The sequence below is a fragment of the Pseudomonas sp. NPDC078416 genome (assembly GCF_050268485.1).
Taxonomy (GTDB): domain Bacteria; phylum Pseudomonadota; class Gammaproteobacteria; order Pseudomonadales; family Pseudomonadaceae; genus Aquipseudomonas.
In genome coordinates, this window is sequence record NZ_JBNNGV010000004.1 from 149412 (window position 1) to 163152 (window position 13741).

Below are 13741 nucleotides of genomic sequence, written 5' to 3' on the forward strand. Positions count from 1 at the left end.
CATGGGGTGGATCAGGGAAGAAATCGATGGCTGGTGTGCTGCCGCTGCGCGCCAGATCGCGGGACAAGCCACGCTCCTACAATTTTTTGCCTGCGCAGGCCTTGCGATCCCAATACCGAAACAACGGCTCGGCCAGAAACAACACAAACAACAGCCTCATCACTTGCATCGCCGTGACCAGCGGGACCGACAGTTGCAGCACCTCCGCCGTCAGGCTCATTTCTGCAATTCCGCCCGGCATCATCCCCAGCGTCAATGACCGTAAGTCCAAGTGAGTGAGCGTGCTCAGCCCCAGTGCGCACAACGCCGCGATGCTCATCGTCAACGCCGTCCCCAGCAACGTGCGGCCAATGAACGACGGCGCACGACGAAAGAACGCGCGGTTGAAGTGACAGCCAAGACCGCTACCGATCAGCCACTGCCCCAACTGACTGCCACCCTGGGGCAGGCCGATGTGCAAATCGAAACTGACGCTGATCACCGCGCTGATCAACAGCGGCCCGAACAACCACGGATTGGGCTGTTTCAACCGCTGCCAGCCCCAGGCCACCAGCGCGCCCAGCGGAAACAGCAGCATCAGCCACCGCCAGTCCACCACCGTCGCATGGGAAGGCGGGCCGCCGTCGCCCATCAAATACTTGAAGATCGCCGGCACGCACAGCACCACCGCGAGCACCCGCAGGCTTTGCCCGGCGGCGACGTTGCTGAGAATCGCGCCGTTGCGTGCGCCGAGGTTGACCATCTCGCCCGAGCCGCCGGGCATGCTAGAAAAGAACGCCGTGGCGCGGTCTTCACCGGTGCGTAGCATTAGCCACACGCCGACCACGCTGGAGACGCTGGTCACCAGTGCGCCGATGAAGATCAGGCCGAAGTGGGAAAGGACTTGTTCGATGACGACGGGTGTGAAGTGCAGGCCGATGCCGATGCCGACCACCCATTGGCCGCATTTGCGGCCGCCGGGGATTTCAGCCAGCTGCCACGGTGTGAGGCAGCGGACCAGGATGATCGCGAGTAACGAGCCGACCATCCAGGGCAGTGGCCAGCCGACCTGACTGGCGAGGAATCCCCCCAGCAGGCCAACCAGCGGTGTGCCCCACCACGTACTGAAGGGTCGATCAGACATCGGCCAGCGCGCGACGCTGCCTGGAGCGCTTGCGCCAGATGCGGATCAGCGGGAACACCAGCATGAACGCCGTTCCGACCCACATGCCCAGGGTGATCGGGCTCGACCACAGAATTTCCAGGCCGCCGTTGGAAATCGACAACGCACGGCGCAGGTTCTGCTCCATCAGCCCACCGAGGATGAACCCCAGCAAAATTGGCGACAGCGGGAAGTCCAGCTTGCGCAGGATGTAGCCGAAGATGCCGATGCCGACCATCAGGAACAGGTCGAAGGTGGTGGCATGCACCGCGTAGACGCCGATCCCGGTGATGATCGCGATCACCGGCACCAGTGCCCAGTTCGGCACCGACAGAATGCGGGTGAAGATGCGGATCATCGGAATGTTGAGGATCACCAGCATGACGTTGGCGACGAACAACGAGGCGATCAGGCCCCAGACGATGTCGGGTTGCTGTTGAAACAGCAGCGGCCCCGGCGTGATGTTGTACAGCGACAGGGCGCCGATCATCACTGCGGTGGTGCCCGAACCCGGAACCCCCAGCGTCAGCATCGGCACCAGCGCACCGCAGGCCGCCGCGCCGATGGCAGTTTCTGGCGCTGCCAGACCGCGCATGTCGCCCTGGCCGAATTTGCCGCTTGCACCGGCGATGCGTTTCTCAGCCATGTAGGTCACGGCGCTGGCCAGCGTCGCGCCCGCACCTGGCAACACGCCCATGATGAAACCCATCAGACCGCAACGGATGTTCACAAAAAAGACTGAGCTGGCTTCCTTGACGTTGAACATCATGCGGCCGGTCGCTTTCACCGCTTCCTGACCGCGATGGGTTTTCTCCAGCAACAACAGGATTTCACTGATCGAGAACAGGCCCAGCACCAGCACGACGAACTGGATGCCGTCGGCCAGATGGATGTTGTCGCCAGTAAAGCGGTACACGCCGCTGTTGGCGTCGATACCGATACTCGACAGAAACAGCCCGATCAGCGCCGCCACAAACGTCTTCAGCGGTCGATCGCCGGCCATGCCCCCCAGGCACACGATGGCGAACACCATCAGCACGAAGTACTCCGCCGGACCGAAGGCAATCGCCCATTTCGCCAGTAACGGCGCAAACATGACCATGCCGCAGGTGGCGATGAGCGCGCCGATGAACGAACTCCACGCCGACAGTGACAACGCCACACCGGCCATGCCCTGACGCGCCATTGGATAGCCGTCCAGCGCGGTCATGACGGTGGAAGCTTCGCCGGGGATGTTGAGCAGGATAGAGCTGATGCGGCCGCCGTATTCGCAGCCCAGGTACACCGCTGCCAGCAGAATCAGTGCTGACTCCGGTGGCAGGCCCAGGGCGAAGGCAATCGGGATCAGCAGCGCCACGCCGTTGATCGGGCCCAGGCCGGGCAGCAGGCCGACGACGGTGCCGATCAGCGTGCCGGACAGGGCGGTGATCAGGTTGTAAGGGGTCAGCGCGACGCCGAAGCCCTGGCCGAGATAGCCGAGAGTGTCCATATCAGTTCTCCAGAACGTCGAGCAGGCCGAGAGGCAGGGGCACATCCATCACTTTGTCGAACAGCACGTACAGCGCGATGCTCATCAACGTGATGATCACGACACTCGGCAGCCAGCGGCCGCCGTACAAGCGCGCCATGGGAATGCCGACCAGGATGCTGCTCAACACAAAGCCCAGCGGCTCGAACAACCCGGCAAACACCAGCAACAACACGGTGCAGATACCGATCTTGATCAGCGTTGGACGGTCCAGCGCCGGCTCTTCCTCGGAATGCACGATCGGTGTCGGACGAATCGCCATGTACAGCAGCGAAATACCCATCAGCGCCAGCATCAGCAGCGGGAAGGCACGGGGGCCAACGGGTTCGTAGGAAAAGGGCGCCTTATAAGGCCAGGCCATCATTGCCAGGCCGATGCACACCAGCAGCAGCACGACAGCGAAAAGTCGTTGTATCACCATGGAAAACTCCCGGATCACGCCACCGCGCAGGCGGCGCAATCCTCAGTCAATCGAAAACCGGTCAATGCAGTTCAATCACTGAATCAGGCCGAATTCCCTGGCCAGCGTCTTGTACTCGGCGACGCGGGTTTTCACGTACTTGTCCAGCTCTTCACCGGTCATGGCGAAGGGGAACAGCTCACGCTGATCGCGCAGCTTGGCGAAGTCTTCCGAGGCCAGCAGTTTGTCGAACGCCGCTTTCCACCAGTTGTAGTCCTCGTCCGACACCTTTGGCCCCAGATAGAAACCGCGCACCACCGGCCAGACGATGTCGTAGCCCTGCTCTTTGGCGGTCGGAATGTTCTTCATTTCCGGCTCGTCCAGACGCTCTTCGGAGAACACCGCCAGCAGGCGCATGTCGCCGCTGAGGATGTGCGGCATGGAGTCGGAAATATCGGTGGACCCCACCTGGATGTGGCCGCCGAGCAGGGCCGTGGCGATTTCGCCGCCGCCTTCGAGGGCGACATAACGCAGTTCGCGCGGATTGATACCGGCCGCTTTGGCGATAAGTGCGGTCTGCATCCAGTCCTGGCTGCCCACGGTGCCACCGGAGCCGATGACCACTTTGCCGGGGTCGGTTTTCAGCGCTTTGACCAGATCGTCCAGGTTCTTGTAAGGCGAATCAGCCTTCACGGCGATCGCGCCATAGCTGGTGCCGACGGCGGCCAGCCAGCGCACGGCGTTTTCATCGTAACGGCCGAACTTGCCTTGGGCCAGGTTCAGCAGCGAGCCGCTGGACCAGGCCACCAGAGTCCCGGCGTCGCTTGGCCGCTGAGCCACCACCGCGTTGTACGCCACGGCGCCGACGCCGCCCGGCATGTAGGTGACGCGCATCGGTTTGGTGAGGATTTTCTCATTGACCAGAGCGCTTTGCGCCAGTTTGCAGGTCAGGTCGAAGCCGCCACCGGGCGAGGCCGGCGCGATACATTCAGGACGACCGGGCTCGGCGGCCCACAATTGGGTGGCCATCAGCATGCAGCTGGCGGCAACGCTGATATGGCGCAACGATAGGTTCATGGTCCGTCTCCAGAGGAGTTGTTGTTTTAATGGGATCAGGCAGTCATACGGTCGTCAGGCAGGCGTGCCACTGAGTGGCAAGCGCGTGGGCCCACACAATGCGGACGTGACGAAACACCGCGCAACAGGGCTGCGAGGTGAACAGTAAACACAACGGGATTCAGGCGGCACCAGGGCCGAGGATTGCAGTGAGGGCATCACTGATGACTCCGATATTGTTTTTATTGTAGAAAACGCATCGAGGCGTTTTTCGTCACGAACCTGGCACCAGCAGCGTCACACGGGGCGCAAGAGTGACAAGTCGTAGCGGGATCCTAATCAGCGAAGCTTTCGTGAACCTTTCAACTACCTTTCAATTAGCTTTCAGTTGGCGGGCTGCAGAACCCTCCCAGGACATCCCTCATCAGCGCCGCGATCATTCCGGCGTGCCGGCCCTTCACAGACGACGGCGCGCCTGTAAACTCGGTGCATAAAATGCTCACTGGGGAAATGTCGATGCGTGTCCTGCTCGTCGAAGATCATCTGCAACTGGCTGAAAGTGTCGCGCTTGCGCTCAAGAGCAGCGGCCTGACCGTTGATGTTCTGCACGACGGCGTTGCAGCTGATCTGGCCCTGAGCAGCGAAGAATATGCCGTGGTGGTGCTCGATGTCGGCCTGCCGCGTATGGACGGCTTCGAAGTGCTGGCCCGTCTGCGGGCCCGGGGCAAGAACACGCCAGTGCTGGTCCTGACCGCCCGCAGCGACGTCAAGGACCGGGTTCATGGCTTGAACCTCGGCGCCGATGACTACCTGGCCAAGCCCTTCGAGCTGTCCGAGCTGGAAGCGCGGGTCAAGGCGTTGCTGCGCCGCAGCGTACTCGGCGGCGAACGCCAGCAACGCTGCGGCGAACTGGTCTATGACCTCGACACGCGCCGCTTCACCCTCGGTGAAGAACTCCTCACGCTGACGTCCCGCGAGCAGTCGGTGCTTGAATCGCTGATCGCCCGGCCTGGTCGGGTGATGAGCAAAGAGCAACTGGCGGCGCAGGTGTTTGGGCTGGACGAAGAAGCCAGCGCCGACGCCATCGAAATCTACGTGCACCGTCTGCGCAAGAAACTCGATGGCCACCCGATTGCGATCGTCACCTTTCGGGGTCTGGGTTATCTGCTGGAAAGCCGGGATGCTTAATCCGTTTCCTTCAGCGGAAAACAGCCTGCGCTGGCGCTTGCTGTGGAACCTGGGTTTGCTGCTGGTGGTGCTGATGATCGCCAGTGGCATGAGCGCTTACTGGAACGGACGCGAAGCAGCAGACACCGCCTATGATCGCACCCTGCTGGCCTCGGCGCGGACCATCGCCGCCGGCCTGTCGGAGCACGACGGCACCCTCAGCGCCGACGTGCCCTATGTGGCCCTGGACACCTTCGCCTATGACAGCGCGGGGCGCATTTACTACCAGGTCAACGACATCAATCAAAAGCTCATTTCCGGCTACGAAAACATCCCCGCGCCGCCGCCGGGCACGCCGCGCACCGACGCTTATCCGGCCCTCGCCAAGTTCTACAGCGGCCGCTATCAGGGCCAGGATGTGCGGGTGGTCAGCCTGCTCAAGGCCGTAAGCGAACCGAACATGAACGGCATGGCCGAGATCCGCGTAGCGGAAACCGAGGAGGCACGGGTGGACATGGCCCAGGCGCTGATGGCCGATACCCTGCTGCGTCTGGGCATGCTCGGCAGCGGCGCATTGTTGCTGGTCTGGTTCACGGTCAGCGCCGCGTTGCGTCCACTGGACCGTCTGCGCACGGCGGTTGAGGAACGCCAGCCTGACGATTTGCGCTCGTTGCCGCTGGTCGAAGTGCAGCACGAGCTGCGCCCACTGGTCAGCTCGCTCAACCACTTTACCGAGCGGCTGCGCATGCAGTTCGAGCGCCAGGCGCAATTCATCGCCGACGCGGCCCATGAATTACGTACGCCGCTGGCTGCATTAAAGGCGCGGCTGGAGTTGGGGCTGCGTGATCAGGAGCCTGCGGCGTGGCGCAACACCCTGGAAAGCGCCGCCTCCGGCACCGACAAACTGACCCACCTGGCCAACCAGTTACTGTCGCTGGCGCGCATCGAAAATGGTGCGCGGGCCATTGCCGAAGGCGGCGCGCAATTGCTTGACCTCAGCCAACTGGCGCGGGAGCTGGGGATGGCCATGGCACCGCTGGCCCACGCCCGGGGTGTGGCGTTGGCGCTGGAAGCCGACGAGCCGGTGTGGATGCGCGGTGAACCCACGTTGCTCAACGAACTGCTGAGTAACCTGGTGGACAACGCCCTGGCCCACACTCCGGCGGGCGGCAACGTGATTCTGCGTGTTCACTCCCCGTGCGTGCTTGAAGTCGAGGACGACGGCCCCGGCATCCCGGCCCACGAGCGCGACCGAGTGTTCGAGCGCTTCTACCGGCGCAACCAGCAGAGCAAGGGATCCGGCCTGGGGCTGGCAATTGTGGGAGAGATCTGCAGGGCCCATCTGGCGCGCATCACCTTGCATGACGGCGCACAGCGAGGCTTGAAGGTGAGGGTGAGCTTTATGGTCCCGGAGTCCGGGCTGGTGGGACTGGCTTGAGCGGTCAGGCCAACGCGATCAGTACAACAACGTCATCGCCTGGTTCATCTCGTTGATCAGCCCGCCATCGGCCATGTTCAGGCCCAACTGCGCCACGGCCGGCACTGACTGAAAATGCAGATTCTGATACGGCGTGCCGTTCATTTCGTGAATGTGAATCGTCGCGACCTGCACCAGATCCACATAGTCAGCCTGATCCGAAACACGGCTGAAATTCTGGAATTGCCGGGGCACGATCGCCAGGCCTTCCGGAAAATCCCATGAGCGCAGCAGCCGCTCGCCGATGATTGGATGGATGCGTTCGATGACATGATTGAGGCTGATCGGGTCGGCGAGCAACTCGTAGTTGTCTTCGGCGTAGGTCAGGATCGGCAGCACGCCGATGAGATGAATAAGTCCGGCCAGCGTGGCCTTGTCAGCCTTGAGGCGCGGGCTCCTGTAACTGAGGACATTACTGACCCCGGCCACCTGCATGCTGAGTTTCCAGATGTCGCGCATCTTGGTTTCGATGACGTCGGACTTGGCGTGAAACATTTGCTCCACTACCAGCCCGATGGCCAGGTTACAGCTGTAGTTCACGCCCAGACGTCGAACCGCCGTCAGCACGTCGCTGACCTCGAAATTCGGCCGCAGCAAAGGGCTGTTGACGACTTTGATCAACCGGGCCGACAGCGCGGTGTCGCTGCCAATGACTTTGCTCAGCGCAGCGATGGAGATTTCCGAGTCTTCCGCCGCCAGGCGGATCCTCAGTGCAACTTCGGGGAGAGTTGGCAGAAACAGAGCATCCTTGTCGATCGCCTTGATCAGATCCCTCTGCACTTCGTCAGCCATGCTACTCATATTGGATCTCTGGACATTGCATTCCGGCCAGCAGCCGCCCCTAGAGGGTACGGCGCTGGCAACTACGCTGACGTCTTGCACAGGCTTCAACCGGGTTCAACGCTGGGTTTCGAGCTTCGCGTCGAGCGTGTAGGGCAATTCGTTTAATTGCAGGGCCTCGCCCTCTGCCGCGCCCAGATGAATCCGCCCATCCTCCGCCGCATCCGCCTGCAAGACCGCCAGCACCTCGATCCCGACATCAGACCGGGCCGCGATCACAATGTTGCCTACCGCGCTTGAATGAACAGGCGAAAACAGCGCAGTGCCCGGTTCAGGCACTTCAGTGCCTGCCATGGTCAGGCGATACTGCCGGCGTTTCAGCTTGCCGAGGTATTGCATGCGCGCCACGATTTCCTGGCCGGTGTAGCAACCTTTCTTGAAACTCACACCGCCCACGGCTTGCAGGTTGATCATCTGCGGAATGAATTCTTCGCGGGTCTGCCCGAACACCTGACCGATGCCGGCGCGAATCTGCCCCAGCAGCCAGTCGTTGAGCGGCGCCTCCGGCACATGGGCGATCAGCCGGCTGCGCACGTCCTCGGCCTGATCGGCACGTACCCACAGTTCGGCGCGGGCAGGAGAGACGCGGATCGCGATGAGGTCATTGGCGCGGACCACCGAGTCGGTCTCCTGCGCCAGGTCGAGGCCGAGGCTGACCAGCGCGCCGTCACCATCCTGCAAACCGAATCGCGCCCAGGACGCGCTTTCGTCGGTCAGTTTGGATTTGGAGAAGACGGCGTACTTCTTCAGGTCCAGCAGTTGCGCTTCGATCAGCTCGCTGGCCATTGCCAGCAACACGCCGTCGCCTTCAAGCAGGGTGCGGAAGCTCGACTGCATGCGGCCTTTTTGCGTGCAGCGCGCACCGAGGGTGGCTTTGCCTTCGCTCAGGTAATCAATGTTGCAAGTCAGTTGGCCTTGCAGGAATTTGCCGGCATCCACGCCGCGAACGGCGAGCACACCTTCATGGGACAGGGGGCAGAAAAATGCTGGAACGGCCATGAGTCATCGCAGGGTAGAAGTCTGGGGCACCATCATAGTGCCGCGTGCCGTTAATGGGTATACGCAAAAAGCTGCGACCAACTGCAAGTACGCCCCACGACGATGCGCCTGTATACTCGCCGGCAAATTCGAGGAGCCCTCCATGGTCGAAGATGTTGAACTGAATCGCCTCTTTTGGCACAGCCGTCGCGGCATGCTCGAGCTGGATGTATTGCTGGTGCCGTTCGTCAAAGAAGTCTACCCAACCCTCAGCCAGGTCGATCGCGACCTCTACGTGCGCCTGCTGACCTGTGAAGATCAGGACATGTTCGGCTGGTTCATGCAGCGCGCGGAGTCGGAAGACCCGGAGCTGCAACGCATGGTTCGGATGATTCTGGACCGTGTCCAGCCGAAGTGATCGCTTCGAATGCCGTTGGCCGCCCTCCCGAGCGCTGCTGACGGCGTACCTCGTCACGCTAATCCTAGCGCTGGCGTCCACCGCTCTCCTTTCAATTCCCCTGTGGGCGAAAGCCATCGGCGTCCTGCTGTGCGCCTTGCACGCATCACGCAGTCTTCGCTTCTTCATTCTGCTCGATCGACCGCAGTCGCCCACCGGGCTGCGGCGTGACAGCAGCGGTTGGGCGTTGTGGAGTGAGGAGGGTGGCTGGCAGCCGGTGCAGCTACGACCCGACAGCCTCGCGCTGCCGCACATGGTCGTGCTGCGTTTCAGGGGGGTGACAGGCCATTGGCTGAGCCGCTCGCGGGTGCAAAGCCTGTGCATCCCGGCAGACGCCATGGCGCCGGACAACCACCGACGCCTGCGTTTACGCCTGAAGTTCAGCCGGCGAAGGTGGGCGGCACCAGAATAGTGTCCAGCGCTTCGGGCAGCATGTCCGGATAATCCAGCGTGTAGTGCAGCCCGCGGCTTTCTTTGCGCGCCATCGCCGAGGTAATCATCAGTTCAGCTACCTGGGCCAGGTTGCGCAGCTCGATCAGATCGCGGCTGACCTTATAGTTGCTGTAGAACTCGTCGATCTCGTCCAGCAACAGCTGCACCCGATGCCGGGCGCGCTGCAGACGCTTGTTGGTGCGCACGATGCCGACGTAATCCCACATGAACCGACGCAGCTCATCCCAGTTGTGGGCAATGATCACGTCTTCGTCGGAATCGGTCACCTGACTCGAATCCCACCCCGGCAGATGTTGCGGCTGCGGGACGTGTTCGAGCTGAGTCACGATGTCTGCCGCAGCGGAGCGGGCGTACACGAAGCATTCCAGCAGCGAGTTGCTGGCCATGCGGTTGGCGCCGTGCAGGCCGGTGAAGCTGGTTTCGCCAATGGCGTAAAGGCCGGGCACATCAGTGCGGCCTTGCTGGTCAACCAGAACGCCGCCACAGGTGTAGTGCGCCGCCGGAACCACGGGAATCGGCTGACGCGTGATGTCGATGCCGAAGGTGAGGCAACGCTCGTACACCGTCGGGAAGTGGCTCTTGATGAAGTCTTCGGACTGGTGACTGATGTCCAGAAACACGCAGTCGGCGCCCAGGCGTTTCATCTCGTGGTCAATGGCGCGGGCAACGATGTCACGGGGCGCCAGTTCGGCCCGAGAGTCAAAACGCTGCATGAAGCGCTCGCCATCGGGCAGTTTCAGGTAAGCGCCTTCGCCGCGCAGGGCTTCGGTAATCAGAAAGCTCTTGGCTTGCGGGTGGTACAGGCAGGTGGGGTGGAACTGATTGAACTCCAGATTGCCCACGCGACAGCCGGCGCGCCAGGCCATGGCGATGCCGTCGCCGCAAGCGCCGTCCGGATTGCTGGTGTACAGATAGACTTTCGCCGCGCCGCCGGACGCCAGAATAGTGAAGCGTGCGCTGTGGGTATCGACTTCGCCCGTCGAGCGATCCAGCACATAGGCGCCCAGGCAACGCTGACCTTCCAGGCCCAGCCGCGATTCGGTGATGAGGTCGACCGCCACGCGCTGTTCCAGCAGTTCGATATTGGGGCGTGCCCTGGCCTGCGCCAGCAAGGTGCGGAAGATCGCCGCGCCGGTGGCATCGGCGGCGTGAATGATCCGGCGGTGGCTGTGCCCGCCCTCGCGGGTGAGGTGAAACTCGAACCCGCCGTCCACAACGGTCGACGGATCATCCCGGGTGAAGGGCACGCCAAGGTCGATCAGCCATTGAATGGCTTCGCGACTGTGCTCGACGGTAAACCGGACTGCGTCCTCGTTGCACAGGCCGCCGCCCGCATTCAGGGTGTCTTGGACGTGGGACTGCACGGTGTCGGCGTCATCCAGCACTGCCGCAACGCCGCCCTGGGCCCAGAAAGTCGAACCGTTCGCCAGATCGCCCTTGCTGAGGACCGCCACGTGCAGGTGCCCGGGCAATGTCAGCGCAAGGCTCAAACCGGCTGCGCCGGAGCCTATTACCAATACGTCGTGCTGGAAATGCTGACTCATCTCGGGTCTCGGCGTCTAAATGGCCACTAGTATAAGCAAGGGTGGAACGGCACAATGGCCGCGCTTTATGGCAACGGTGAAGCACGGTGGGAGCGGAGTGTGCGCTACCCCGCAACGTCCTGCACCCCGTTTGATGGTCGCGATCTTTCCTACAGCTCCATACGGATTGAGTCCTACAACTGACGGACGTGTGTCTTACGCCCAATAATGAACGATGGGAACTTTTCATGAACCCGTACGTTCAATAGTGGGTTGCCCATAAAGGAACAGCGTCGGCGTTACGCACTGGTAGTTTCAAGCCAATACGAACGTTTTTGACGACAAGATTATTTACGCAGCCGACCTGGTTCGAGCGGCGTTTTCTGTGCGGGCAACAGACGCTCGCCGGAAACTTGCTTGAAGGGGGGAGAACTTTTGCCTAAAGCCCGAGTCTATGTTTGCAAGCCTGCGAAAGAGCCGATGCGATGCTCCTTTAAGCTTTATGAGGAGTGTTCATGCTAACCCAGGAAGAAGATCAGCAGCTGGTTGAACGCGTACAGCGCGGCGACAAGCGAGCATTTGATCTGCTAGTGGTGAAATATCAGCACAAGATTCTTGGGTTGATCGTGAGATTTGTTCACGACACCCACGAAGCCCAGGATGTTGCGCAAGAGGCGTTTATCAAAGCCTACCGCGCACTTGGTAACTTCCGCGGTGACAGTGCGTTCTATACGTGGCTGTACCGTATCGCCATCAACACGGCGAAGAACTATCTGGTGTCGCGAGGTCGGCGGCCGCCGGATAGCGATGTCAGATCCGAAGACGCGGAGTTCTATGACGGCGACCACGGCCTCAAGGACATCGAGTCGCCAGAACGGGCATTGCTGCGGGATGAGATCGAGGGCACCGTCCATCGAACCATTCAGCTACTGCCAGAAGATTTGCGTACAGCTTTAACTTTGCGTGAGTTCGACGGTCTGAGTTACGAAGACATTGCCAGCGTCATGCAATGTCCGGTTGGTACCGTGCGCTCTCGCATTTTTCGCGCTCGGGAAGCCATCGACAAAGCCTTGCAACCTCTGTTGCAGGAAACCTGAGACAGCGGCGATAGCCACAAGAGAGGAACCGCCATGAGTCGTGAAGCCCTGCAGGAATCGCTGTCCGCGGTGATGGATAACGAAGCGGACGAATTGGAACTGCGTCGCGTGCTTAGCGCCATTGAAGATGCGGACACACGTGCCACCTGGTCCCGTTATCAGATTGCCCGTGCAGCGATGCATAAAGAACTACTGATACCTCATCTGGATATTTCGGCCGCCGTTGCTGCCGGAATCGCTGATGAAGTCAGTCCGCTCAAGGCCGGTCGCGGTCCTTGGCGCACGCTGGGTCGTCTGGCCGTAGCTGCGTCAGTAACCGTTGCCGTTCTGGCGGGCGTACGTCTTTACAATCAGGACGAAATTGCAGGGGCGCAACTGGCCCAGCAATCGCAGCCGACCAACGTTGCAATGCCGCAGGCCAAGGGCCCGGCGGTGCTGGCAGGCTACACCGAGGGCGAGCAGTCCCCGGGTCCAATGGCAAGCGGTGTGTTGCAGAACCAGGCCGGCTGGCATGACCAGCGTCTGCCAGGCTATCTGCGTCAGCATGCACAGCAAGCTGCGATGAAAGGCGCTGAAGGCGCTCTGCCATACGCTCGTGCTGCAAGCCTGGAAAACCGTTAAGGAGGATCATGCGCGCCATCCCTCTACTGCCGCTTCTGCTGGGTGGATGGCTGGTCCTTCCAGCTCACGCCGATGATGCGCAAGACCAGCTCAAACGTCTTGCGCAGGCTGAGCAGCAGCAAAGCTATACCGGCACGTTCGTTTACGAGCGCAACGGCAGCTTCTCCACTCACCGAATCTGGCAGCGCGTCGCCGACGGCAAGGTTCGGGAGCATCTTCTCCAACTGGATGGCTCTCCTCAGGAAGTGCTGCGCGTCAATGGGGTGACCCAATGCGTCAGTGGCACTCTTGAAGAGGGCGTTTCCAGTGTTCCCGATTCTCCGGCCCGTGCTTTTGACGCTGCCAGGTTGTCATCTTGGTATGACATCAAGTCGGCAGGTACATCGCGTGTCGCCGGACGTTTGGCGAATGTGGTGACACTGACCCCTCGTGATCAGCACCGTTACGGCATCGAACTGCATCTGGACAGCGAAACCGGCCTGCCGCTGAAGTCTTTATTGCTCAGCGACAAGGGCCAGTTGCTTGAGCGTTTTCAGTTCACTGACCTCAATACCTCGCAGTCACTGACTGATCAGATGCTTTCGCCAGACGCAGACTGCAAGCCTGTTGAGGTGGTCAAGGCCAAAGCGGACGCTCCCAAGCAGAAGGTCGCATGGCGCTCTGACTGGTTGCCGCCGGGCTTTGACCTGAGCAGTGCTGCGGCGCGCAAGGACCCGGATTCGAAGAATCTGGTGACCAGCCTGATGTATGACGACGGTCTTGCTCGTTTCTCGGTGTTCGTCGAGCCCGTCAGCGGCGCAGCGGTAACGGATATCCGCACCCAGCTGGGTCCGACCGTCGCTGTCTCCCGTCGCGTCACAACGCCCAAGGGCGATGCGATGGTGACCGTGGTGGGCGAGATTCCGATCGGGACGGCCGAGCGTATTGCTCTGTCCATGCGGGACGACGCTGCAGCCACGAGCAAAAACTGATTCTGCACACCGGTGATGCCCACTATGAAAAA

14 protein-coding genes are annotated in these 13741 nt (G+C 61.3%); 7 read left to right on the forward strand and 7 right to left on the reverse strand.

Features of this window, described 5'->3' with window-relative positions:
- Nucleotides 1-76 precede the first annotated feature (76 nt).
- The 4 genes from ACQKEN_RS07400 to ACQKEN_RS07415 all read right to left on the reverse strand — a co-directional run bounded on the left by ACQKEN_RS07400 (nt 77) and on the right by ACQKEN_RS07415 (nt 4146).
- Nucleotides 77-1123 carry an AbrB family transcriptional regulator gene (locus ACQKEN_RS07400; RefSeq protein ID WP_427684765.1) on the reverse strand — a complete coding sequence of 349 codons (1047 nt, stop codon included), beginning with the start codon at nt 1121-1123 and terminating at the stop codon, nt 77-79.
- Complete coding sequence (locus ACQKEN_RS07405; RefSeq protein ID WP_427684766.1) at nt 1116-2630, reverse strand: tripartite tricarboxylate transporter permease; 1515 nt, start codon at nt 2628-2630, stop codon at nt 1116-1118. The genes ACQKEN_RS07400 and ACQKEN_RS07405 overlap by 8 nt, the downstream gene beginning before the upstream one ends.
- Nucleotide 2631: 1 nt before the next feature.
- On the reverse strand, nt 2632-3090 hold the full coding sequence (locus tag ACQKEN_RS07410) for a tripartite tricarboxylate transporter TctB family protein (RefSeq protein WP_427684767.1): 459 nt from the start codon (nt 3088-3090) through the stop codon (nt 2632-2634).
- Nucleotides 3091-3165: 75 nt separating this feature from the next.
- A complete protein-coding gene (locus tag ACQKEN_RS07415; RefSeq protein WP_427684769.1) occupies nt 3166-4146 on the reverse strand; it encodes a Bug family tripartite tricarboxylate transporter substrate binding protein in 981 nt (326 codons plus the stop codon).
- Between the two features lie 495 nt (nt 4147-4641).
- Here ACQKEN_RS07415 and ACQKEN_RS07420 point away from each other — a divergent pair, with 495 nt between their 5' ends.
- Complete coding sequence (locus tag ACQKEN_RS07420) at nt 4642-5313, forward strand: response regulator (protein WP_427684770.1); 672 nt, start codon at nt 4642-4644, stop codon at nt 5311-5313.
- Nucleotides 5306-6730: a sensor histidine kinase gene (locus ACQKEN_RS07425; RefSeq protein WP_427684771.1), complete on the forward strand. Its 1425-nt coding sequence runs from the start codon at nt 5306-5308 to the stop codon at nt 6728-6730. The genes ACQKEN_RS07420 and ACQKEN_RS07425 overlap by 8 nt, the downstream gene beginning before the upstream one ends.
- A gap of 18 nt (nt 6731-6748) precedes the next feature.
- On the opposite strand, the gene ACQKEN_RS07430 is transcribed toward ACQKEN_RS07425, so the two are convergent.
- Nucleotides 6749-7570 (reverse strand): HDOD domain-containing protein, encoded by an 822-nt coding sequence (locus ACQKEN_RS07430; protein WP_427684772.1) that lies wholly within the window; start codon nt 7568-7570, stop codon nt 6749-6751.
- A 96-nt stretch (nt 7571-7666) separates the two neighbouring features.
- Entirely contained in the window at nt 7667-8608 is a 942-nt protein-coding gene (locus ACQKEN_RS07435) for a YgfZ/GcvT domain-containing protein (RefSeq protein ID WP_427684774.1), read from the reverse strand.
- A 142-nt stretch (nt 8609-8750) separates the two neighbouring features.
- On the opposite strand from ACQKEN_RS07435, the gene ACQKEN_RS07440 reads away from it, so the two are divergent.
- Both ACQKEN_RS07440 and ACQKEN_RS07445 read left to right on the forward strand, forming a co-directional pair.
- On the forward strand, nt 8751-9005 hold the full coding sequence (locus tag ACQKEN_RS07440; protein WP_427684776.1) for a succinate dehydrogenase assembly factor 2: 255 nt from the start codon (nt 8751-8753) through the stop codon (nt 9003-9005).
- Entirely contained in the window at nt 8989-9456 is a 468-nt protein-coding gene (locus ACQKEN_RS07445) for a protein YgfX (RefSeq protein WP_427684778.1), read from the forward strand. The genes ACQKEN_RS07440 and ACQKEN_RS07445 overlap by 17 nt, the downstream gene beginning before the upstream one ends.
- Here the strand turns inward: ACQKEN_RS07445 and nadB are convergent.
- Entirely contained in the window at nt 9425-11041 is a 1617-nt protein-coding gene (gene nadB, locus ACQKEN_RS07450; protein ID WP_427684779.1) for an L-aspartate oxidase, read from the reverse strand. The genes ACQKEN_RS07445 and nadB overlap by 32 nt on opposite strands.
- 494 nt (nt 11042-11535) lie before the next feature.
- On the opposite strand from nadB, the gene rpoE reads away from it, so the two are divergent.
- Genes rpoE through ACQKEN_RS07465 form a run of 3 tightly spaced genes read left to right on the forward strand, consistent with a single transcriptional unit; the run spans nt 11536 to nt 13709 of the window.
- Nucleotides 11536-12117 carry an RNA polymerase sigma factor RpoE gene (rpoE, locus tag ACQKEN_RS07455; RefSeq protein WP_037014368.1) on the forward strand — a complete coding sequence of 194 codons (582 nt, stop codon included), beginning with the start codon at nt 11536-11538 and terminating at the stop codon, nt 12115-12117.
- A gap of 33 nt (nt 12118-12150) precedes the next feature.
- The gene (locus ACQKEN_RS07460) at nt 12151-12738 is read left to right on the forward strand and encodes a sigma-E factor negative regulatory protein (RefSeq protein WP_133772449.1); all 588 of its coding nucleotides are present in this window, start codon (nt 12151-12153) and stop codon (nt 12736-12738) included.
- Nucleotides 12739-12746: 8 nt separating this feature from the next.
- A complete protein-coding gene (locus tag ACQKEN_RS07465; RefSeq protein WP_427684782.1) occupies nt 12747-13709 on the forward strand; it encodes a MucB/RseB C-terminal domain-containing protein in 963 nt (320 codons plus the stop codon).
- Nucleotides 13710-13741: the final 32 nt, after the last annotated feature.

What these genes read in the sequence shown, in the direction of transcription:
- ACQKEN_RS07400 (WP_427684765.1), bottom strand. Translation starts at nt 1,123, where the DNA reads ATGTCTGATCGACCCTTCAGTACGTGGTGGGGCACACCGCTGGTTGGC.
- ACQKEN_RS07405 (WP_427684766.1), bottom strand. Translation starts at nt 2,630, where the DNA reads ATGGACACTCTCGGCTATCTCGGCCAGGGCTTCGGCGTCGCGCTGACC.
- ACQKEN_RS07410 (WP_427684767.1), bottom strand. Translation starts at nt 3,090, where the DNA reads ATGGTGATACAACGACTTTTCGCTGTCGTGCTGCTGCTGGTGTGCATC.
- ACQKEN_RS07415 (WP_427684769.1), bottom strand. Translation starts at nt 4,146, where the DNA reads ATGAACCTATCGTTGCGCCATATCAGCGTTGCCGCCAGCTGCATGCTG.
- ACQKEN_RS07420 (WP_427684770.1), top strand. Translation starts at nt 4,642, where the DNA reads ATGCGTGTCCTGCTCGTCGAAGATCATCTGCAACTGGCTGAAAGTGTC.
- ACQKEN_RS07425 (WP_427684771.1), top strand. Translation starts at nt 5,306, where the DNA reads ATGCTTAATCCGTTTCCTTCAGCGGAAAACAGCCTGCGCTGGCGCTTG.
- ACQKEN_RS07430 (WP_427684772.1), bottom strand. Translation starts at nt 7,570, where the DNA reads ATGAGTAGCATGGCTGACGAAGTGCAGAGGGATCTGATCAAGGCGATC.
- ACQKEN_RS07435 (WP_427684774.1), bottom strand. Translation starts at nt 8,608, where the DNA reads ATGGCCGTTCCAGCATTTTTCTGCCCCCTGTCCCATGAAGGTGTGCTC.
- ACQKEN_RS07440 (WP_427684776.1), top strand. Translation starts at nt 8,751, where the DNA reads ATGGTCGAAGATGTTGAACTGAATCGCCTCTTTTGGCACAGCCGTCGC.
- nadB (WP_427684779.1), bottom strand. Translation starts at nt 11,041, where the DNA reads ATGAGTCAGCATTTCCAGCACGACGTATTGGTAATAGGCTCCGGCGCA.
- rpoE (WP_037014368.1), top strand. Translation starts at nt 11,536, where the DNA reads ATGCTAACCCAGGAAGAAGATCAGCAGCTGGTTGAACGCGTACAGCGC.
- ACQKEN_RS07460 (WP_133772449.1), top strand. Translation starts at nt 12,151, where the DNA reads ATGAGTCGTGAAGCCCTGCAGGAATCGCTGTCCGCGGTGATGGATAAC.
- ACQKEN_RS07465 (WP_427684782.1), top strand. Translation starts at nt 12,747, where the DNA reads ATGCGCGCCATCCCTCTACTGCCGCTTCTGCTGGGTGGATGGCTGGTC.